The organism is Streptomyces sp. DSM 116795 (assembly GCF_055792905.1).
The window spans coordinates 3,118,806-3,140,399 of the sequence record NZ_CM147707.1 but is presented as its reverse complement, the minus strand read 5'-3'; the positions used below and the strand labels follow the sequence as shown (position 1 = coordinate 3,140,399).

The 21,594-nt window shown below is 69.7% G+C and carries 14 protein-coding genes and 1 tRNA gene; 8 read left to right on the top strand and 7 right to left on the bottom strand.

Translation table 11 applies throughout. The annotated features are described in order from the left end of the window. The first annotated feature begins 114 nt into the window (after positions 1 to 114). The 5 genes from topA (at position 115) to ACSMXX_RS13445 (ending at position 9,630) form a co-directional block, all read left to right on the top strand. Complete coding sequence (gene topA / locus ACSMXX_RS13465; protein ID WP_473184262.1) at positions 115 to 3,027, top strand: type I DNA topoisomerase; 2,913 nt, start codon at positions 115 to 117, stop codon at positions 3,025 to 3,027. A 69-nt stretch (positions 3,028 to 3,096) separates the two neighbouring features. Beyond that, positions 3,097 to 6,126: a dTMP kinase gene (tmk, locus tag ACSMXX_RS13460; protein ID WP_473184261.1), complete on the top strand. Its 3,030-nt coding sequence runs from the start codon at positions 3,097 to 3,099 to the stop codon at positions 6,124 to 6,126. A 259-nt stretch (positions 6,127 to 6,385) separates the two neighbouring features. After that, entirely contained in the window at positions 6,386 to 7,603 is a 1,218-nt protein-coding gene (locus ACSMXX_RS13455) for a DNA polymerase III subunit delta' (RefSeq protein ID WP_473184260.1), read from the top strand. Between the two features lie 235 nt (positions 7,604 to 7,838). Then, positions 7,839 to 9,440 (top strand): alpha/beta hydrolase, encoded by a 1,602-nt coding sequence (locus tag ACSMXX_RS13450; RefSeq protein ID WP_473184259.1) that lies wholly within the window; start codon positions 7,839 to 7,841, stop codon positions 9,438 to 9,440. 116 nt (positions 9,441 to 9,556) lie between these two features. After that, positions 9,557 to 9,630 (top strand) — tRNA-Thr (locus ACSMXX_RS13445). Positions 9,631 to 9,909: 279 nt separating this feature from the next. On the opposite strand, the gene ACSMXX_RS13440 is transcribed toward ACSMXX_RS13445, so the two are convergent. The 4 genes from ACSMXX_RS13440 to ACSMXX_RS13425 all read right to left on the bottom strand — a co-directional run bounded on the left by ACSMXX_RS13440 (position 9,910) and on the right by ACSMXX_RS13425 (position 15,957). Then, positions 9,910 to 13,053 (bottom strand): error-prone DNA polymerase, encoded by a 3,144-nt coding sequence (locus tag ACSMXX_RS13440; RefSeq protein ID WP_473184258.1) that lies wholly within the window; start codon positions 13,051 to 13,053, stop codon positions 9,910 to 9,912. Next, on the bottom strand, positions 13,046 to 14,581 hold the full coding sequence (locus tag ACSMXX_RS13435; RefSeq protein WP_473184257.1) for a DNA polymerase Y family protein: 1,536 nt from the start codon (positions 14,579 to 14,581) through the stop codon (positions 13,046 to 13,048). Before ACSMXX_RS13435 ends, ACSMXX_RS13440 begins: the two co-directional genes overlap by 8 nt. A 14-nt stretch (positions 14,582 to 14,595) precedes the next feature. Continuing rightward, positions 14,596 to 15,333 carry a hypothetical protein gene (locus ACSMXX_RS13430; RefSeq protein ID WP_473184256.1) on the bottom strand — a complete coding sequence of 246 codons (738 nt, stop codon included), beginning with the start codon at positions 15,331 to 15,333 and terminating at the stop codon, positions 14,596 to 14,598. 297 nt (positions 15,334 to 15,630) lie between these two features. Continuing rightward, the gene (locus ACSMXX_RS13425; protein WP_473184255.1) at positions 15,631 to 15,957 is read right to left on the bottom strand and encodes a MerR family transcriptional regulator; all 327 of its coding nucleotides are present in this window, start codon (positions 15,955 to 15,957) and stop codon (positions 15,631 to 15,633) included. Between the two features lie 616 nt (positions 15,958 to 16,573). Here ACSMXX_RS13425 and ACSMXX_RS13420 point away from each other — a divergent pair. Then, positions 16,574 to 16,990 carry an ATP-binding protein gene (locus ACSMXX_RS13420; RefSeq protein ID WP_473184254.1) on the top strand — a complete coding sequence of 139 codons (417 nt, stop codon included), beginning with the start codon at positions 16,574 to 16,576 and terminating at the stop codon, positions 16,988 to 16,990. A 513-nt stretch (positions 16,991 to 17,503) separates the two neighbouring features. On the opposite strand, the gene ACSMXX_RS13415 is transcribed toward ACSMXX_RS13420, so the two are convergent. Then, the gene (locus ACSMXX_RS13415; RefSeq protein ID WP_473184253.1) at positions 17,504 to 17,785 is read right to left on the bottom strand and encodes a tyrosine-type recombinase/integrase; all 282 of its coding nucleotides are present in this window, start codon (positions 17,783 to 17,785) and stop codon (positions 17,504 to 17,506) included. Positions 17,786 to 17,826: 41 nt separating this feature from the next. On the opposite strand from ACSMXX_RS13415, the gene ACSMXX_RS13410 reads away from it, so the two are divergent. Beyond that, entirely contained in the window at positions 17,827 to 18,372 is a 546-nt protein-coding gene (locus ACSMXX_RS13410; RefSeq protein ID WP_473184252.1) for an alpha/beta hydrolase, read from the top strand. 108 nt (positions 18,373 to 18,480) lie between these two features. Here ACSMXX_RS13410 and ACSMXX_RS13405 read toward each other — a convergent pair whose 3' ends face one another. Then, entirely contained in the window at positions 18,481 to 19,056 is a 576-nt protein-coding gene (locus ACSMXX_RS13405) for a CGNR zinc finger domain-containing protein (protein ID WP_473184251.1), read from the bottom strand. A gap of 103 nt (positions 19,057 to 19,159) precedes the next feature. Between ACSMXX_RS13405 and ACSMXX_RS13400 the strand changes: the two genes are divergently transcribed. Next, entirely contained in the window at positions 19,160 to 20,332 is a 1,173-nt protein-coding gene (locus ACSMXX_RS13400) for an epoxide hydrolase family protein (RefSeq protein WP_473184250.1), read from the top strand. A gap of 46 nt (positions 20,333 to 20,378) precedes the next feature. On the opposite strand, the gene ACSMXX_RS13395 is transcribed toward ACSMXX_RS13400, so the two are convergent. Beyond that, positions 20,379 to 21,440, bottom strand: coding sequence for a DUF2235 domain-containing protein (locus tag ACSMXX_RS13395; RefSeq protein WP_473184249.1), 1,062 nt, complete (start codon positions 21,438 to 21,440; stop codon positions 20,379 to 20,381). Positions 21,441 to 21,594 lie beyond the last annotated feature (154 nt).

Below are 21,594 nucleotides of genomic sequence, written 5' to 3'. Positions count from 1 at the left end.
GTTACCGTTCGAGTTGCGTTGCGGAGTTTTCCCGTTTGACACGGAGCCGGGATGTACCGTCACACTCCGCAGCGACACCGATGCCGTACGCCGACCGGAGAGAAGAGCGAGAAGTTGTCCCCGACCCGCGAGCCCGCAAACGGCGGGCGCCGACTCGTGATCGTCGAGTCGCCTGCCAAGGCCAAAACGATCAAGGGGTATCTCGGCCCCGGCTACGTGGTCGAGGCCAGCGTGGGGCATGTCCGGGACCTTCCCAACGGCGCCGCGGAGGTCCCCGCGAAGTACAAGGGGGAGTCCTGGGCGCGGCTCGGTGTGAACGTCAATCACGACTTCGAGCCGCTGTACGTGGTGAACACGGACAAGAAGGAACAGGTCAAGAAGCTCAAGCAGCTTCTCGCCGAATCCGACGAACTCCTGCTCGCCACCGATGAGGACCGCGAGGGCGAAGCCATCGCCTGGCATCTGCGCGAAGTCCTCAAGCCCAAGGTGCCGGTGCGCCGGATGGTCTTCCACGAGATCACGCAGGACGCCATCCAGGACGCGGTGCGCAATCCGCGCGACCTCAACCAGCGCCTCGTCGACGCCCAGGAGACGCGCCGCATCCTCGACCGCCTTTACGGCTACGAGGTCTCGCCCGTCCTGTGGAAGAAGGTCATGCCGCGGCTCTCGGCGGGCCGCGTGCAGTCGGTGGCGACGCGGCTGGTCGTCGAGCGTGAGCGCGAGCGCATGGCGTTCCGCTCCGCCGAGTACTGGGACCTGACGGCCACCTTCGCGACCGGGCAGGGCCACGGCCCGGGACAGGCCGGCGCGGGCGACCCGGGCACTTTCGGCGCGAGACTCAACACGGTCGACGGCCGTCGCGTGGCCCAGGGCCGTGACTTCGGCGCCGACGGACAGCTGAAGAACCCGGACCAGGTGCTGCATCTGGACGAGGAGAACGCCCGCACGCTCGCCTCCGCCCTCGCGGAGACGCGCTTCTCGGTGCGCTCCGTCGAGTCCAAGCCGTACCGCCGCTCGCCGTACGCCCCGTTCCGTACGACCACGCTCCAGCAGGAGGCCAGCCGCAAGCTCGGCTTCGGGGCGAAGATGACGATGCAGGTGGCGCAGAAGCTGTATGAGAACGGCTTCATCACCTATATGCGTACGGACTCCACGACTCTCTCGGACACTGCGGTGAGGGCCGCCCGCGCACAGGTCACGCAGCTCTACGGCGCCGAATACCTGCCTGAGCGGCCACGGGTCTACACCGGCAAGGTCAAGAACGCCCAGGAGGCGCACGAGGCGATCCGCCCCTCCGGTGACCGCTTCCGCACGCCGGCCGAAACGGGCCTGACGGGCGAGCAGTTCAGGCTCTACGAGCTGATCTGGAAGCGGACCGTCGCTTCCCAGATGAAGGACGCCACGGGCCAGTCGGTAACCGTACGGGTCGGCGGCCAGGCCTCGGACGGACGGGACGCCGAGTTCACCGCGACCGGCAAGATCATCACCTTCCACGGCTTCCTCAAGGCGTACGTCGAGGGCTCCGACGACCCCAACGCCGAGCTGGACGACCGCGAGCGCCGCCTCCCGCACGTCACCGAGGGCGACCCGCTCACCGCCGAGGAGCTGTCGGTCGACGGCCACGCGACCAAGCCGCCGGCGCGCTACACCGAGGCCACGCTCGTGAAGGAACTGGAGGAGCGGGAGATCGGCCGCCCCTCCACGTACGCCTCGATCATCAGCACCATCCTCGACCGGCGGTACGTCTTCAAGAAGGGGACGGCGCTGGTGCCCTCCTTCCTGAGCTTCGCCGTGGTGGGGCTGCTGGAGAAGCACTTCGGCCGGCTCGTCGACTACGACTTCACGGCCAAGATGGAGGACGACCTCGACCGCATCGCCGCGGGCAGCGCGGCCTCCGTGCCGTGGCTGCGCCGCTTCTACTTCGGCGAGGACGGCACCGCCGGCGACGGCGCTCCCGGTTCCGCGGCCGACTCCGGCAACGGCGACGGCGACCACCTGGGCGGTCTGAAGGAGCTCGTCTCCGACCTGGGCGCGATCGACGCCAAGGGCGTCTCGTCCTTCCCGGTAGGGGAGGGCATCACGCTGCGCGTGGGGCGCTACGGCCCGTACGTCGAGGGCCCGCCGCCCTCGCCGGACGAGCCCGGCCAGCGCGCCGACGTCCCCGACGACCTGCCGCCGGACGAGCTGACCGTCGAACTCGCCAAGGAGCTGCTGGCCAAGCCCAGCGGCGACTTCGAGCTGGGCACCGACCCGGAGACGGGCCGCCCGGTCGTGGCGCGGGACGGCCGGTACGGCCCGTACGTGACGGAGGTGCTGCCCGAGGGCACGCCGAAGACAGGCAAGAACGCCGTCAAGCCGCGCACCGCCTCGCTGCTGAAGTCGATGTCGCTGGACACGATCACGCTCGCGGACGCGCTCAGGCTGCTCTCACTGCCCCGGGTGGTGGGCACCGACCCCGGGTCCGGCGAGGAGATCACCGCGCAGAACGGCCGGTACGGGCCGTACATGAAGCGCGGCACCGACTCCCGTTCGCTGGAGACCGAGGAGCAGATCTTCACGATCACCCTCGACGAGGCCCTGGCGATCTACGCGCAGCCCAAGCAGCGCGGCCGCGCCGCGGCGAAGCCACCGCTGAAGGAGCTGGGCACCGACCCGCAGAGCGAGCGTCCCGTCGTCGTCAAGGACGGCCGCTTCGGCCCGTACGTGACCGACGGCGAGACGAACGCGACCCTGCGCCGTGACGACGACCCGGAGACCATCACGGCCGAGCGCGGTTTCGAACTGCTCGCGGACAAGCGGGCGAAGGGCCCGGCGAAGAAGGCGACCAAGAAGAAGGCGACGAAGAAGAAGGCCACGGCCAAGAAGTCCGCCGCCAAGACGACGACCGCCAAGAGCACCGCCGCCGGGACCGCCAAGAAGACGGCGGCGAAGAAGACGGCGGCGGCGAAGACCACGACGAAGAAGACGGCCGCGTCGAAGAAGGCCGCTTCCGGCGGGTCCGGCACCTCCGGGTCCACCGGGGAGTAAGGCCCTGGTCCCGCCCGTTTGTTCGGGCTGGGGCACGCGGCTTCCACGGCTCCCTATACCCTGACCGCCATGACGCGAGCAGATCAGCCAATGGGCGTACCCCCCACCTCCGACGCCCCGGACGACGCACTCGCCGCGGAGTCCCGCGAGCGCGCCGTGGGAGCGCTGTTGCGGTTCGGCCCCCTCCGGCGCCTGTGGAGCGCCCACTTGACCAGCGGGATCGGCGACGCGCTCGCCCTGCTGGTGCTGTTGCTGCTTGCCCTGCAGGCGGCGACCGTACGGGCAGCGGGCGCCGACGCCGTCTTCGGCGGCGGCTACCGGGGCATCGCCCTGGTCATCACGGCCGTCTTCGGCGCGCGGCTGCTGGCCACGCTCCTCTTCGGCGCCGTGCTGCTCGGGCCGCTGTCGGCGCTGCTGGCCCCCGGCAAGGGCGTGCTCGACCGGCGCTGGACCATGTTCACGGCCGACGCGCTGCGTGCTCTCGCCCTCATCGTCGCGCCGATGTGGATCGACTGGATGCCGGCCGACGCCCTCCCGCTCGTCCTGATCACGGTCTTCGTGCTCGGTGTCGCCGAGCGCTTCTGGACCGTCGCCAAGGACAGCGCCGCTCCGGCACTGCTGCCCGCGCCGCCGCCCGAGGGCGCCGCCGTGCGTCCGCTTCCGGACCGGCAGGACGCGCTGCGGCGGCTCTGGCTGCGCAGCACCTTCCTGGCGCTGCCGGTCGCCGCCATCGGGCTGGTCGTGGTCACGCTCGTCAGCAACGCGCTCGGCTCTGCGTTCGACTGGTTCGACAGCCACCAGGCCGCTCTGGGCTCCTATGTGGCGGCCGGGCTGTTCGCCGCCGCGCTCTCCGTCGTGTACTTCCTGGAGCTGCCCGACGGCGGAACTCCCCGCCCCCGCTCGCCACTTGAGGGCCTCCGCCGTCCCAGGAGCGGTTCGGGCTCCGGCGACGGCAAGGGCCGTACCGGCGCCGTCCCGCTGCTGGTGCTCGCCGGCTCCGCCACGGCCTGGGCCATCGCCTCCGCCGTCGCGGTCGCCGCGCTGCACGCCGCCGACCTCGGCGGCGGTCCCATCAGCTTCGGGCTGCAGGTCTTCGCGCTCGCCGGCGGTACGGCCGCGGGCATCCGCCTCGCGCCCCGTACGCTTCCGCTGCTCTCGCGCCGCCGTCTGCTCGCCCTCGCCATAGGCGTCGCCGGGCTCGCGCTGCTCGTCGCCGGTCTGGTGACGGACGCCACCACGGGCCTCGTGCTGATGCTGATCGCAGGCATGTCCTCCGGCGTCGCCGCACAGGCCGGCCATGTCCTGCTGGACCAGGAGACGGAGGACGCCCAGCGTGCCCGCATGACGGAGCACCTGCAGGCCGTCGTCCGCATCGCGATCGGTCTCGGCGCCCTGATCGCACCCGTGGCGGCCGGGTTCATCGGTCCCCACCGTGTGATCGCCGGTGACTTCGTCTTCGACCACGGCGGAGCCGCCTTCACGCTCATGCTCGTAGGGGCGCTGCTGCTGCCCGTCGCGGCCCTCGTACTGGGACGTACGGACGACCGCCAGGGCGTCACGCTGCGCCGCGACCTCATCGACGCCCTCGGCGGCGGCCACCCCAAGGAGGCGCCCGCCGGCAGCGGCTTCTTCATCGCCCTGGAGGGCGGCGACGGCTCCGGCAAGACCACGCAGGTCGAGACGCTGGCCGAGTGGATCAGGGGGAAGGGCCACGAGGTCGTCGTCACGAAGGAGCCCGGTGCCACGCCCGTCGGCAAGCGGCTCCGCTCGATACTGCTCGACGTCTCCTCGGCCGGGCTCTCCCACCGCTCCGAGGCCCTGCTGTACGCGGCCGACCGTGCGGAGCACGTCGACACGGTCATCCGTCCCGCGCTGGAGCGCGGCGCCATCGTCCTCTCCGACCGCTACATCGACTCCTCGGTCGCCTACCAGGGTGCGGGCCGCGACCTGTCGCCGACCGAGATCGCCCGTATCTCGCGCTGGGCGACCGCCGGGCTCGTGCCGCACCTGACCGTGCTGCTCGACATCGCGCCCGGTACGGCGCGCGAGCGCTTCACCGAGGCGCCGGACAGGCTGGAGTCGGAGCCCGCGGAGTTCCACGACAAGGTCCGCTCCGGCTTCCTCACGCTGGCCGCCGCGGATCCGGCGCGCTACCTCGTCGTCGACGCGGGACAGGAGCCGGAAGCGGTCACGACGGCCGTGCGTCACCGTCTCGACCAGGTGCTGCCGCTGTCCGACGCGGAGATCAAGTCCCGCGAGGACGCCCGTAAGGCCGCCGAGGAGGAGGCCCGCCGCAAGGCCGAGGAAGAGGCCGCGCGAAAGGCGGAGGAGGAGCGCCAGGAGCGCGAACGCCAGGAGCAGATGGCCCGGCTGCGGGCGGAGGAGGAAGAGCGCAAGCAGCGCGCCGCGGAGTTGGAGAGGCAGCAGGCCGAGGCACGTCGTGCGGAGGAGGCCCGGCAGCGGGCCGAGGAGGCACGGCGGATCGCCGAGGAGGAGCGGCAGCGGCGGGACGCCGAGGAGCGCGCCCGCGAGGAGGAGATCGCCCGGCAGCGGCGCCTCGCCGAGGAGGAGGCACGGCTGCGCGCGCAGGCCGAGGAGCGGCGCCTGGAGAAGCAGCGCCGGGCGGAGGAGGCGCTTCAGCGGGCCGAGCAGTCCCGTAACCGGAGGAGCGGCTCGAACCCGGACGGCTCGGACGGCGACACCGCCAAGCTGCCCCAGCCCGACGAGCAACAGGACGGCGGCGACGCGGAATCCGACGCCGAGCGTACGTATGTCATGCCGCAGGCCCGCCCGTCGACGGGTTCCGGGCGGTCGCAGCGGGACGAGTCGCAGCAGGACGACTCGCGGCAGGACGAGGCGACGACGATGCTGCCGCGGGTGCCCGCCGAGGAGCAGGAGCGGAACCGGGCGCCGGAACAGCAGGACCGCACCCGCGAGATCCCGCAGGTCGACCCCGAGACGGGACGTACCGCGCGGCCCCGTCCGGAGTGGGCGGAGGAGACCCCGCTCGACGATGTGCCGTCCCTCGCGGACGAGTTGCTGGGCACCGGCGAGGACGACGAGGAGGAGCAGGGCCGCAAGCGGCGCCGCGGCAAGTGAACCGCCGGCCGGGCGGCTGGGCCCGGCGCACGCGGTCGTTTGACCCGCGCCCTGGGGCGCGCTCCCGTGCGGGTGTCCTGACTGTCGGTGCCGTGGACCACAATGGTCCGTGGACGGGCTGCCTGCGAGACGCGGGCTGCGGCGGGCGGCGTGCGGCGTACCGTTTCGGTGCTTGGTCTGCGGCGTACGGCTCGCGGCTTGCGCCGCGCGGGCACGGACGGCGGCGGACGCCGAAGCGCTGAGAAGGGGGCGGGCATCGATGCCGGTATGGGACGACGTGGTCGGCCAGGAGAAGGTGACGGCCCAGCTGAGCGCCGCCGCCCGCGACGCCGACGCCTACGTCACCGCCGAGGCCCAGGGGAAGGGCACAGCGGCTCTGTCCGGTTCGTCGATGACTCACGCGTGGCTCTTCACCGGGCCGCCCGGCTCCGGCCGTTCCACCGCGGCGCGCGCCTTCGCCGCCGCGCTCCAGTGCGTCAGCCCGGACCGCGCGCTGGGCGGTGCGCCCGGCTGCGGCTTCTGCGACGGCTGTCACACGGCGATGGTGGGCACCCACGCCGACGTCGAGGTGATCCGCACGGACCTGCTCACCATCGGCGTCAAGGAGACCCGCGAGCAGGTGCGCAGGGCGCAGATGTCGCCGGCGGGCGGCCGCTGGCAGGTGATCGTGATGGAGGACGCCGACCGCCTGACCGAGGGTGCGGGCAATGTGCTGCTCAAGGCCGTCGAGGAGCCCGCGCCCCGTACCGTGTGGCTGCTCTGCGCGCCCTCGACGGAGGACGTGCTTCCCACGATCCGCTCCCGTTGCCGCCATCTCGCCCTGCGCACACCGCCGGTGGACGCCGTCTCCGACCTGCTGATGCGGCGGGACGGGATCGAGCCGGACATGGCGGCGTACGCGGCACGCGCCACCCAGGGCCACATCGGGCGGGCCCGCCGCCTCGCCGTCGACGAACGCGCCCGCAGGCGCAGATCGGCGGTGCTGACGCTCCCGCAGCGGGTCTCGGACATCGGCGGCGCGCTGCGTGCCGCACAGGAGCTGATCGACGCCGCTGCTGAGGACGCGAAAGAGGTCGCCGAGGAGCACGACGAGAGGGAGACGGAGGAGTTGCGCACCGCGCTCGGCGCGTCCGAGGGCAAGGGCAGCCGGCTTCCCCGGGGCACCGCCGGTGCGATGAAGGAGCTCCAGGACAAGCAGAAGCGGCGTGCCACGCGTACTCAGCGCGATTCCCTGGACCTCGCGCTCAGCGACCTCACTGGCTTCTACCGGGACGTACTGGCACGGCAGTTGGGCTCCGGCCTCGCCCTGGCGAACGAGGAGGCGGCGGACGCGGTGGCGCGGCTCGCCGCCGATTCCGGCCCCGAGCAGACGCTGCGGCGCATCGAGGCCGTCCTGGAGTGCCGCGGTGCGCTCGACCGCAACGTCGCGCCGCTGCTCGCGGTCGAGGCGATGACGATGACGCTGCGGGCCGGCTGAGCGCGGAAGCCGGCGGACGCCTGTTGAGGGAGCACCGCCGCGGGGAGTCCGCGGGCGGCGTGCGCTGCGCACCGGCGACCGCCGGTGGGCTGACTGCCCCGCCCCCTCACCCGTATGAGGAGCGGCACCTTGCGGGGGAACATCTGTGGTAGCCGTGCCGGATACGCTCCACCTCAATTGCCGTGCCACACCTGCCGGCTGTCCGGTCCGGCGCGAACGAACCGAGGGATGGTCCATGCACACCAGGCGACCCGCCAGCACCGCACTCGCCGTACTCGCGACGGCCGTACTGCTGACGATGTCCGGCTGTTCGTCCAGCTCGGACGGATCGGACGAACCGGAGGGCGCGCCCTCCTCCGCCAGCAGCGACCGCGCGGCGGGCCGCACCGGAGCCGAACCTCTCAAGCCGCTGCCGGCAGCCGTGCCGGCCGGCCTCAAGCGGTACTACGAACAGAAGCTCTCCTGGCGCGACTGCGGGAACGACGGATTCCAGTGCGCCAAGATGAAGGCACCGCTGGACTACGACAAGCCGGACCCCAGCAAGGACGTCGAACTCGCCGTCGCCCGCAAGAAGGCCTCCGGCAAGGGCAAACCCATCGGCTCACTGCTCGTCAACCCGGGCGGCCCCGGCGGTTCCGCCGTCGACTACGTACAGCAGGCCGCCGCCGTCGGCTATCCGCCGCCGGTGCGGCGCGCATACGACCTCGTCGGCCTGGATCCGCGAGGCGTCGCCCGCAGCGAGCCCGTACGGTGCCTGACCGACAAGCAGATGGACAGCTACACGCAGACCGACCAGACTCCGGACGACCAGCGGGAGAACGACAAGCTCGTCAGCGCGTACAAGAAGTTCGCGGAGGGCTGCGACAAGCGCGCCGGCGACCTGCTCGGTCACCTCTCCACCGTCGACGCGGCGCGCGACATGGACGTGCTGCGCGCGCTGCTCGGCGACAAGAAGCTCAACTACGTCGGCGCCTCGTACGGCACCTACCTCGGTGCCTTCTACGCCGGCCTCTATCCACAGCGCTCCGGCAGGCTCGTGCTCGACGGCGCCATGGACCCGTCGCTGTCCATGCTGCGCCTCAACCGCGACCAGACCGGTGGCTTCGAGACCGCCTTCAAGGCCTTCGCCAAGGACTGCATCGGCAAGCCCGACTGCCCCCTCGGCAAGAAGAGCACCAAGGACGCGGGCCAGAAGCTCAGCGCCTTCTTCAAGAAGACCGACGCCAAGCCGCTGCCCACCGGCGAGACGCGCAAGCTGACCGAGTCCCAGGCCACGACGGGCGTCATCCGGGCCATGTACGACGAGAGCTCCTGGCCGCAGCTCCGCGACGCCCTGACGACGGCGATGGACGGCAACGGTGCCGACCTGCTGGCCCTCGCCGACGAGTACTACGAGCGCGGCCCGGACGGCCACTACGGCAACATCATGTTCGCCAACCCCGCCGTCAACTGCCTCGATCTCCCGTCCGCCTTCTCCTCGCCGGAGGAGGTGAAGAAGGCGCTGCCCTCCTTCGAGAAGACCTCGCCGGTCTTCGGCCGCGGCTTCGCGTGGGCCGCCCTCAACTGCGCCTACTGGCCCGAGAAGGCGACCGGCCAGCCCCGCAGCATCGACGCGAAGGGCGCCGACCCGGTCCTCGTCATCGGCACCACGCGCGACCCGGCCACTCCGTACGCCTGGGCACAGGGACTTGCCGGGCAGCTGAACTCGGCCCGGCTGCTGACGTACGAGGGCGACGGGCACACCGCGTACCTGCGTGGCGGGGCGTGCGTCAACGACACGGTCGACAGGTATCTGCTCAAGGGCGAGGCACCGAAGGACGACAAGAAGTGCTCGTAGGGCACCACGGCCGGGCCCTCAGCCAGGGCCCGGCCCGGCCTTTTACCCCGTACGGACCACTCCCGGATCGTGTGTAGACTTGTCCGCGCTGCGCCCGCAGGACGGGCTGGCAGCCTGCCGCCTTAGCTCAGTTGGCCAGAGCGACGCACTCGTAATGCGTAGGTCGGGGGTTCGACTCCCCCAGGCGGCTCACTTGAAATAGCAGGTCAGAGGCCCTTTCCGGCGACGGGAGGGGCCTCTTTGATCTTGCTTGCTGATTTCGCTGCTAATTCGAGGGTCCAGCCACGGCGCTCCACAAGCCGGGCGGCGCCCGCTCGGCTAACGGTGACAGCTCGCGTGGCGGGTGCCTTGCGAGCCCTTGGCCTCTCGCGCCAAGGCAACTCCGCTCAAACCTGCTACGCAGGCCGCTGACCTCGTGCCGGGGGCGGGGGCGGATTCGAGGAGTGCGGAACCACCCGTCTTCGCTTGGCTATCGATGGCGCGTGGGTGTGGCGACGGTGAGGGGGGCCAAGTGGCGCGCGATGAGGTTCACGGCGCCGTTGGCGCGTTCGATGCGGCCGTGGACGAGGAGTCCGGCGTGTTCGACGGCGGTCTTCATGTGGGCGTCCCAAACGGGTGGCGGGACGATGACGTTGACCATGCCGGTCTCGTCTTCGATGTTGAGGAAGCAGGTGCCCTTGGCGGTGGGTGGGCGCTGTCGGTGGGTGACGAGGCCGCCGATGACAAGACCGGTGTCGTCCGGCAGGTCGCGAACGGCGGCGGCGGGCAGCGCCTGGCACGCCTCCAGGTGCGGGCGGATGTGCTGGATCGGGTGGCTGTTGGGGCTGGCGCCGGTGGCCCACAGGTCGGCGAAGGTCTCCTCGACGACGGTCATGACCGGCAGCGCCGGCGGGGTGGGTGCTGCGGTGGTGCCGGGCAGGAGGGTTTCGTCGGCGGTGGCGAGCGCGCCGGCGGCCCACAGGGCGTTGCGGCGGCTGATGCCGAAGCTGTCGAAGGCGCCTGCGGTGGCGAGGTTCTCCAGGAGCTTCGCCGGCAGGCGTGTGCGGCGGGCGAAGTCTTCGAGGCCGTTGTACGGGCGGCCGTCGGCGATAATCTGCGCGGTCTCCGCTGAGAGGCCGCGAACGCCGGTCAGGCCCAGGCGGATGGCTCGCCCCCCGACAGAGGCTTCGTCCTTCTCCAGGTCGGCGTGAGGGCTGGAGTGGGTGACGTCGACGCCGCGGACGGTGATGCCGCGGCGGCGGGCGTCTCCGATCAGTGTCAACGGGGCGTAGAAGCCCATGGGTTGGTTGGCCAGGATGCCGGCGATGTAGGCGGCGGGGTAGTGCAGCTTGATCCAGGCCGAGGCGTAGACGATGTGGGCCAGGCTCTGGGAGTGGCTCTCAGGGAAGCCGTAGCCGGAGAAGGCCTGGATCATCGTGTAGAGCTCCTCGGCCGCTCCGGGCGGGATGCCGCGGGCGGCCATGCCCTTCAGCAGCCGCTCGCGCAGCTTCGCGACTCGCTCGGGTGCGTGCTTGGCGGCCAGGGCCTTGCGCAGCTGGTCGGCCTCGCCGGGGCCGAAGCCGGCGCAGTCCATGGCCAGCCGCATCATCTGCTCCTGGTAGAGCGGTACTCCGAGGGTGCGCTCCAGGGCGGGCTGGGCGAGCGGGTGGGGGTAGGCGACCTTTTCGCGGCCTGCCCGGCGGCGCAGGTAGGGGTGTACGGAGCCGCCTTGTATCGGTCCCGGCCGGATCAGCGATACGGCCACCACCAGGTCCGCGAACGTCGCCGGTCGCAGCCGGGGGAGTGTTGACATCTGGGCGCGGGATTCGACCTGGAAGAGGCCCACGGTGTCCGCCTTGGAGATCATGGCGTAGACCCCGGGGTCGTCGGGCGGGATGGAGGCCAGGTCGTAGATGCGGCCGTGGTGGAGCGCGATCAGGTCGCAGGCGGTGTGCAGGGCAGAGAGCATGCCGAGGCCGAGCAGGTCGATCTTCACCAGCCCGGCCTCTTCGACGTCGTCCTTGTCGCCCTGGAGCACGCTGCGGCCCTCGGCTCTGGCCCATTCGACGGGCATGATCTCCCCGACCGGCTGGCGGGTGAGGACCATGCCGCCGACGTGCACGCCCAAGTGACGTGGCAGGCCGTCCAGTTGCCCGGCGAGCTCCCGTACGTCGGCCGGGATATCGGAGTCGCCAGACGGTGGTTCATGGTGCTGGATGTGCCGGGTCATCTCGTCGATATGGCCGGTGGCGTAGCCGAGTGCGCGGGCGGCATCGCGTACGGCGAGCCGGGGACGGTAGGTGATGACGTTGGCGACCTGCGCCGCATGGGTGCGGCCCCAGCGCTGGTAGACGTACTGGATGACCTCCTCGCGGCGGGCGTTTTCGAAGTCGATGTCGATATCAGGGGCCTCAGCGCGCTCCACCGACAGGAAGCGTTCGAAGAGCAGCTTGTGTTTGATCGGGTCGACGGCAGTGATGCCGAGCACGTAGCAGATGACGGAGTTCGCTGCTGATCCGCGGCCTTGGCACCAGATGCCGGCGGCGGTGGAGAACTGCACGATGTCGTGGACGATGAGGAAGTAGCCGGCCATGTCGAGCTGCTCGATGACGTCGAGTTCGCGGTCCAGCTGCCGCCATGCCACCTGCGCCGGAGAAGTGTCGCGGTGCCCGTAGGTGTGGGCGGCGGCGCGGGTCGCCAGGTGGCGCAGGAAGCTGGTTTCGGTGTGCCCGGCGGGGACGGGGAAGCCGGGCAGTTGCGGGGTGAGCGCGGCGAGGTCGACCACGCAACTGCGCCCCAGTTCCAGGGTGTTCTCCAGGACGCCGGGGTAGCGGGCCAGGCGCCGGACCATCTCGGCGGGCGAGCGCAGATGCGCGGTGGGGGCGGGCGGTACGTGCCCGGCGGCCTGCTGGAGGTCTTCGCGGCGGCGCAGCGCGGCCAGGGCCTGGGCAAGTCGGGCCTGGGCGGGAGCGGCGTAGTGCACGGCGTTGGAGGCAACCACTGGCAGTCCGAGACGGCCGGCCGCGGCTTGCAGGGTGTCGTTGCGCAGTGAGTCGGTAGGCAGTGCGTGGTCGATCAGTTCGACGTTCAGCTGGTCGGAGCCGACGAGTTCGGTGAGGCGCTCCAAGTGCCGTGAGGCTGCGTGCACATCGTCCAGATCGGCAGCGGTCCGTCCGGCAGCCCTTTCGGGGGTAGGGCAGCCGGTCAGTATGGCCCAGTGTCCGCAGAGGGCGGCCGTGTGCAGCTGTTGCAGGTCGTAGACGGGTGCGCTCTTGGCCCCGGCCAGTTGGGCGGCGGACAGGGTGGCGGCGAGCTGCCGGAAGCCGGTCAGGTCGCGGGCGAGAATCACCACCGGCCCGTGCGGGGCGGGCAGGCTGAGCTCGGCGCCGTAGACGGTCCCGAGCTTGTGCGCTCGGGCGGCGGCGGCCATGCGGCGCGCGGCGTAGAGGCCGTCCCGGTCGGTGATCGCCAGGACCTCGATGCCCAACTTGGCTGCCTGCCCGGCCAAGTCCTCCGCCTCGCAGGCGCCTTGCAGGAACGAGAAGGAGGAGTGGACGTGCAGCTCCGCCCACTCGTCGGGTCTTCGGGTACGGGTGGGCAGACGCAGCAGCCGCCCTCGTCCGGGGTCAGCCATAGCAGGCCTCCGCCCACCATTGCCGCTCCTCCAGCACCAGCAGCCAGGCCGGACCGTTCGAGGTGACGATCTGCATGCGCACCAGGCGGCGGGACTTGGCCGTCTCCCACCACTGTTCCAGGGCGGGCCACGGGCCGGTCCAGCCCGACACGTCGGCGGCGGGATGCCCGCGAACGGTGAGTTGGGCCGGGGGAGCGGACAGCTCCAAGCGGGCCGACACCCCGACCAATTCGCCGTCGGCGTCGAGCAGTCGGGCGGTCTGTGGCTGGTCGGGCACCCAGGCTGGGTGCGGTGCGGGCAGCCGACCCGGCCAGGGTCCTTCCGGGAGCCGGTCCTCGTCGGGCGGCAGGTCGCCGAAGGCGATCCGTACCACTCGTTCGGCCGGACCACGGCCCCCGCCGAGCTGCACGCGAGTGACCGCGCCGTGCCCGAGCATCGCCTGCAGCCGCGCGGCCGCGACCTCCATCTCGGCGCTCGCCGTACGTCCGCCGAACAGCAGCTCCTGCCTGCCTGTCGCCGCGGTCAATCCTTCCGGACGCAAGGCCAGCTGCACGATGCCCGCCGGCTCCTCGTTCCGAGGGGACAGGGCGCCGGCCTCCTGCCAGGCGGTCAGCTGCCAGCGGGCTCGCTCAGCGACCGCCAGCTCCGACAGCCGTCCCTCGTGCCGCCACAGGCGGGTCAGCCGCCTGCCGTCGGCGAGTTCGAGCGCAACCTCGATCCGGGCGCACTCCGCCCCGGCGGCGGCCAGCCGCTCGTGGAGCTCCAGGGCGAGTTGTTTCGTCGCGAACGCCACGGGTTCCACACGGACTTCGGCTGGTTCGAAGTCGCAGGCGACGGTGAGATCCTGGCCTGGCGTACGGGTGCTCAAGCCCCGCACCTCCAGCCCGCGGGCAGTGCGATGCGCTACCTCGCCATCGGCCCCGAACCGCGCGAGCACCTTGTCGCCGGGCATCCCGGCGAAGTCACCTACGGTGGGAAGCCCGAGTCGCACCAGCAGAGTCGCCAGATGTGCACGGCCCAGCACATCCACCGGATACGGAGCCAGAAACTCCGGCGTCTTCCCCTCCGGCACGAAGGTGCCGCGACGTGCCGCCAACGCTGCGGCGAACACTGTGCCCGCCACGCCGACCCGCGCGGTGTGGCCCGCGGCCGCGACGGTTGCCACGACTCGGTCGGCCAGGTCCTGTTCACCGCCGAAGTACCGGGAGGGGCCGCGCGCCGGCAGTACCACCAACCCCGGCCGGATCACCTCAAGGCGTGGTGCGACCTGCTGCTCCAGACGCTGCAGCACAGGCTCGAAGTGCCGGGTCTCGCCCTCCACATCGCGGGCGATCACCTCCAACCCGGGAGCGCGGCTGGTGGCCTGCCGCAGGCGCATGCCGCGGCGCACGCCCGACGAACGCGCTTTGGCGGAGCAGGCCACCACCCTGTTCCCAGCGACCACGGCGGTCGCCCGCCCCCCGTTCGGATTGCTGCCGTCGGCCACGACGGGCCAGTCCGGCAGCCACACGCATGCGACACGTTCCACCGCACTCACCGCACTCACCGCACCACACGCAGCGGAACCTGCTTGGGGTCCTGAGTCTTGTCGGCCGGCGGGCCAGCGGGCTCGGTGTCCGTGAAGGGCGCGGTGCGGCCGTCCGGCCCCGGCAGCCACAACCGAGCCGTCCGAGGCGCACCGCCGGCCGCTCCGCGACCGGACGCCGTCACCTCCACCTGCCGGGCACGCAGCAGCCCATGCCCGACTCCTACGCCCTCCCAACGCGCATACGTCACCGCCAAGCGCACTTCGGCGCCCTCCCACGGCCCAGCGGTCAGCAGGACCGCGCCGGTGCGACGCTGCACCGCACCAAGACGCAGGGCGGTACGGCCGGTTGCGGAACCGCACTCACCGAGGAGCAGCACCGGAACCACCTCAGCGAGCGCGGCCACCACCTCCGGCCAGCGCCGCCCGGGCCGGTCGACGAATATGCCCAACCCGACGTCCAAGCCCATCGACTCCGCTGCCAGCACGCCGAGCTGCGGCATGCCGATCACGGCCCACGCGCGGGCTTCAACTGCGGCCTCGGCGGCCAGAGCCAGCAGAAGCGGCAGGTCGCCGCCCGTGCTGATGGTGGTGCCAGGGCGCAAGCGGCCACCGGGCAGCAGAGAACCGAGTTCAGCAGTTACGCGGAACCCGGAAGCCTCCTGGTGGGTGGATGGCCTCTTGATGGTTCGGGCTGTGCTCACACCCAAAGAATCGAACATGAGCACGATTACATGCAAGGTGGGTGCGCTCACGTCGATCCGCGCTGTTGCGACTGGTCGCGATAGATGTCACCTGGTCGCTGTAGCTGTCACCGCGGGAAGCGGGTGACTGGCGTAGGTGTGACTGAGCGTTCGACCTGGCCCAGCCGCCGGTCGGCCATGCGTTGGGGCGTGCCGAGTTGGCCAAGCGATGCATGGCCTTATGAACCTCGGTGCTGCGGACGGGCCTGGTTCACGGTGTAGGCCCGTCCGCTCTCAACGTCTGTCGGCGCGGGGTCAGGTCGTGCCCGCAGAGGTGATCAGCTCGGGCTGGTTGGTCTCGGAACGCCGTTACGAGGTGGTCCGGCTGGTGCGCAGTTCTTCGTTGATGCGCTGGGCTTCTTCGAGTTGGTCTTCGAGGATGATGATGCGGCAGGCGGCTTCGATGGGGGTGCCTTGGTCGACGAGTTCGCGGGCGCGTGCGGCGATGCGGAGTTGGTAGCGGGAGTAGCGGCGGTGGCCGCCTTCGGAGCGCAGGGGGGTGATCAGTCGGTTCTCGCCGAGAGCGCGGAGGAAGGCGGGGGTGGTGCCGAGCATTTCGGCGGCCCGGCCCATGGTGTAGGCGGGGTAGTCGTCGTCGTCGAACTTGTCGACGGGGCGGGAACTGCCAGGGGGCATAGACCTCTTCTTTCAGGGACCCGTCGAGGGGCCCGAGTGCCGTACCGGCACCCGGGCCCCGAGCTTTCAACACCATCTACCGGCTGACTGCGCCGGCCTTCTTGTTCCGCTGGTCCGCCTCGGAGGGCGGAAGTGCGGGGATCGCGGCTGCGTGACCGGGGACCACCTTCCAATCCGGGGTCTGCGGTACCCGAGCGGTGTTTCGCTTCGCCCGGGCGATCCTGATGGCGTCTGCTCCTTACCTCGTTGGGTTACTCGGTTGTACTGCTGGATACCGCGGGTACTGCATGCGGCCCCTGGGGCCGCTCGGCACGGCAGCCAGTGAAGGAACCCACCGTTTCCGGCCCCGCCACTCCACTGCCGTTCCGCATCCTGCCTGTCCTGCTTGCGCGGCAGTTCATCTCTGCCGCGCCTTCTTCGACTTCTTGGCTACGAGGAGAACACTAACCCCGGCACGTACCTGTGTCTACTCTCGCCGTGACAGATTTTCTCCATAGGCGGTGATGGGAGTTCTGTCTCATACACACCTGGAAGAGTGGTGTCCGGGGTTGAGGTCCGGTTCAGTGGGCACAAGCTGAGCCCGGCGGCAGAACCGACCCAGGCGGGGTGTTGGCGCATGAACGAGATGAAGACGACCGCGACGGCGGCTCCCAGGCCTCCTGTCGTGCTCGAAGACGACAGCTTCGCTGGCATCCCTCGCGCCCGCGGGGTCGCTCGCGCCTTCATCGATGATCTCGACCCGGCGCCGGACCCCGAGACCGCGGAAGCCCTGGCCCTGGTGGTCTGCGAGCTCGCCACCAACGCCCTGCGCCACGGCGGCGGCTACTACACCCTCCACCTCAGCGCCACTGTTGACGCGGTGGACGTCGCCGTCAGCGATCTCAACCCGGCACCCCCGCGGGAACGTGCCCCCGACTTCAACGGGGGCACCGGCGGCTTCGGATGGCAAATGGTCCGCCGCCTCACCGGCGACATCGCCATCACATCCGGCCCCGGACAGGGCAAGACCGTCCATGCCCGACTAACACGATGACCCCGCCCACGAGGGTCTTCGCATCGGTTGGTTGTCCAACTCGGCACGCCCCGACGCAGGACCAACCTGCGGAGGGCCAGGTCAGCTCTCACGCTGAGCCGGGCCAGGTCGAGCGCTCAGTCACAACAGGGTGGCGCTGACCTGCCAAGGGAGCGAGGGAGGAGATCAAGAGCGGTGGCAGGTACCGCGAACAAGCGAGGTTGATGACAACTATCCCGACCAAGCGGTGACAACTTCGCGAACAGATCTCCAGGAATCACCTGCTCGCGGCCGGAGCCTGGTGACATCTATCGCGACCAGTCACAGCTGTCGAGGAGGAAAGCACTGGCGACAACCTCAACTGGGTGCCCACCAGGGAGAGTCGGGCCTTCATCTGCGGTGGGCCCGGTCCTTCTGGGAGCGGGAGCCGATGGCGGATCCGGAACCCAGCGTCACACTGACCTACCCGTTGTGGGCGGCTCCCAGCCAAGAGGCACTATCCGGCTCCGGATAGTGCCTCTTGAATCATGACTGCTAGTCGCTCTGCGAGTTCGGGTCCGTGTCGTCAATCACGGCGCTCTCGAACGCGTCCGCGACGCCAACAGCGCGATCGTTGATCACGTGTGCGTACACGCGCAAGGTGATCGCGGGGTCCCGATGCCCGAGACGTGCAGATACGACATGTACGGGGACCTTGGCCATCAGCAGCATCGTCGCGTGCAGGTGTCTCAGGTCATGCAGCCTTGCCCTCGGCAACGGAGCCGCTGGGGCTTTGCCGTCGATCGGGGCGTTGTACGAGGTGATCAGCTTCGCCATGAGCCGCGTACCGGCTGCCCGGTTCCGCCGGGGAGGGGCGGATGGTGACCCTGGGCGCCGGGGCGAAGGGCATCGCGTTCGCGCCCATCTCCTGGGGCGACGCATGTGAGTGGTCTGCCGAGGCCAAGCGCCTGGCAGGCGCGGGCTACCGCGTCGCCACCTTCGACTGGGGCGGCAGCCGCGAGCGGACGGTGTCCGCCGCGACCGAACTGCTCCGGGCCCAAGGTGCCGAGCGCATCGCCTGGGTGGGCGGTTGCATGGGCGGCACGGTGATGCTCGGCATGGCAGGGGACGCCCCGGACGCCCTCGCCGGGATCGCGGGCATCAGCCCGCTGGCCTCGCTCGGCCGCCACACGGTGAACGGCGGCACGCCTTTCGCCGGTGAAATGCTTCTGCTGGGCACTTCCGACGATCCGCTCTCGGACGAGAGCCGGCTGCGGGAGGTCGCGGACGGCTTCCCAGACGCCGAGGTGACCGTACTGCCCGGCGAACTGCACGCCGCGGAGATCTTCGCGGGACCGCACGGAGACCGTGCCAGGGGCAGCCTGGACGCCTTTCTCGGAAGGACCTTTCGGGAGTCCGACTGACCCTCCTGATCTATCGCGGTCCGTGCGCCGCTAGTGGACCGTTGGGTGCACCCCAACGCGACTGATGTGTCGCAGGGTGGGGCCCACTTGGATGTACCGAGGTAACGATCACTCCGCTGACCTGGAGATTTTGCGCTGGTTGGCAGTGAAGCGCGCCTTCTTCTGACGATTCCCGCACGTGTTCATGTCACACCATTTACGGGTGCGACTTTGGCTGGTGTCGAAGAAGGCGGCTTGGCAGGTCGGTGATGCGCACAAGGCCAGTCTTCCGTCTCGCTCGCCTGCGATGATGCTGATCGCGTCGGCGGCGATCACGCTGAGGGCATCTTCCACGCGGGAAGCCGAGCTGAGCCGCCATCGCCGCTCACCCTCGGGCGTCAGGATCGCCGCGGCCCGACCCTGAGCGCTGCAGTCGTTGATGACTTGGACAGCAGACGCAGGGAGAGCGTCCTGGATCGCGGCCGCTGTGGCGGCGGCATGAATCGACTCCCTCAGTTCCCGAGCGAGGTCGAGCTGGGCAGTGGTGCAGGAGTCCACGGCGAGGCCGTTCACTGCAAGCCAGTCGACGAGTCGGTGCGGCGTGGGAATGCGCTCGACAGCGTCGCCATGACGCTCCGACAGAGTCCCCGTGAAGCTGGTCGCCAGCACGCTACCGAGGCGGAAGTCTGGGAGCCCGGCACGCATGGAACCACCTTAGCAGGTTCCGCTCCGGCATGAAGGCATGGTAGAACCGCCTTAGCCGGTTCGCGATGGTTCGCAGCCGGTTCCGCGACGGCCAGGAGGTCTCATGTCCCGTCCAACCAGCGACGTGCAAGCATTTGAAGCCCACGCAACTGACGCTGACCTCGACGATCTGCGCGCGCGACTGGCCTCGGCGCGACTGCCGGAGGCCGAGACGGTCTATCGCGCCGCGCCAGACCCTCGCCGATGGGAACAGGGCGTTCCGCTCGCCGAGCTCGTCGATGTCGTGAACTACTGGCGCACCGGGTACAACTGGCGGTCGTTCGAAGCGCGCCTTAACCGGATCGGCCAGTTCCGCACGACCATTGATGATCTGGGAATCCACTTCCTGCACCGCCGATCCGCGCGCGCAGACGCCACTCCTCTGATCTTGACGCACGGCTGGCCAGACAGCGTCGTCCGGTTCATCGATGCGGTGGACGAGCTGGCAGATCCGAAGGATGCAGACGTGCCGGCCTTCCACGTCGTGGTTCCGTCGCTGCCGGGCTTCGGTTACAGCGACAAGCCGGTCACCACCGGGTGGGGAACCGAAAAGATCGCGGCCGCATGGGTGGAGTTGATGGGAAGGCTCGGCTACAGCAAGTTCGTTGCCCACGGCGGCGACTGGGGAGGCAATATCACCACGGTCCTCGGCGGCAGGTTCCCGGCGCACGTTCTCGGCATCCACACGACGTTCGCGGAGGCACCGCCCGGGTTGACAACAGACGGGCTCACGGCGGTCGAGCGCAAGTGGACCGAGGAAACCCGCGATTTCTGGCGCCACCGCGCGGCGTACGCGAAGCAGCAGGCGACCCGACCGCAGACCATCGGCTACTCGCTCGTCGACTCACCGGTCGGACTTCTTGCCTGGATACTCGACAAGTTCGCCGAGTGGTCAGACACCGAAGACAGCCCGTTCGAGACGATTTCCAGGGACAGTGTTCTTGACGACGTCACCCTGTATTGGCTGACGCGGACCGGTGCATCGTCGGCCCGGATTTACTACGAAAGCCACAACTCGCTCGATCCCGAACTTCGCGTCGACGTCCCGTCGGCAATCACTGCGTATCCCCGCGACGTCGAGAAGTGTCCGCGCCCCTGGGCACGGGAGCGGTACCGGCAGATCGTGCGATGGAGGTCGCCCGAAATCGGGGGCCATTTCCCATCGTTGGAGGTTCCCGAGTATTTCGTCAAAGACCTGCAAGAGGGCCTCGCGGCAGTTCTGGCCGCCAATCGGTGAACGCCGCCGGCCCTTGAGTTGTCCGAAATATCGAGTTCATCTTCCCTCATGCCGCTCCGGGGAAGGCCTCGGCGGCTGTACGGGGAACGGATTCGGGCGGTACCTGAGCCGGCTCTTGGAGGTTGGGCGGGTTGTAGGCTGGGAATCCGTCCTTGCGTTCTTGGACGGAACTCGAGAGGAGTTCGCAGCCGTTCACCTCTTGACCGATGGGCCGGTGCAACGGAGGCACGAGACGCCATGGCCCGGTGCGTGAATTGCTCATCATGCCCAGACTGTTGGGTCCGAGCCCGCCAAAGCCGTCGCTATTGAACTCCAGCCCGTATTCCTGAGCCTGGCGCACCATCCAGAGCAGGGTGATGTCGGACAGACCTCTCCCCTCGGATCCTCCGCCTGCATCGCGGTGCACCCCGGCGAACCACACCTGCTTCAGGACCTGACCGCTTCGGGCTGCATCGTGTTGCTGGTGCCAAAGTGTCGGGGCGTACGGTGCGCGCTGCTCATCGATGGCCATCGCGTGGAAGGCTCCCTTCACCCAGCTGCTCAGCTCAGTGTCATGGAAAGCCCACCGCCGGTTGATCAGTTTCGAGAGCCACCTGTTGCCCGGAACCGGAATGCCCAGGCTGCCGACCGTGTCCCACACCCCGATGAAGTGAATCCCCGTCTCGTGGGAGTGGGCTCGGCGAAACAACCTGGAAGCGTCACTGGTCGGTTTCTCGGCCCGGTCGCGGTACAGAGCCCACGCCTCCTTGATCCGGCCCGCACTCTCGCGCTTCAGAATGCCGGAGTTGCGCACCAGTCCAGCAAGGCTACGGGCAGTAAAAGCCCCTCGGCTGAAGCCGAACAGATACAGGTCGTCATCGGGCTCGTAGTTTTCGACGAGGAAGCGGTAGCCATCCATGACGTTGCTGGACAGCCCCATACCGAAAGCGCCGCCCCGCAACTTGTCCCATGCGTGCGTGCCGACACCTCTTACGTATTTCGGGATCTGTACCACCCCGCCAGCGGTTCGCGGTGCGATGGCGTTGGCGACCTTGTAGACGTTCGTCCGCCTCGCTGCATCGGCGACATCCCATGTGCCGTCACAGCACACAATCAACTTCTTGGCCATGGCAGTCCCTTCAAGAAGTGATCGCCTCTTCTGCCTGGAATGCTAAATGGGCCCACCCACGGCCGCGAGTCGGCGCTATTCCCGGACCTGTCTGCCATCGCGCGATAGGGCTTGCGCCTGTCGGCTGATCTTTCACAGCACACGGCGGCGTACC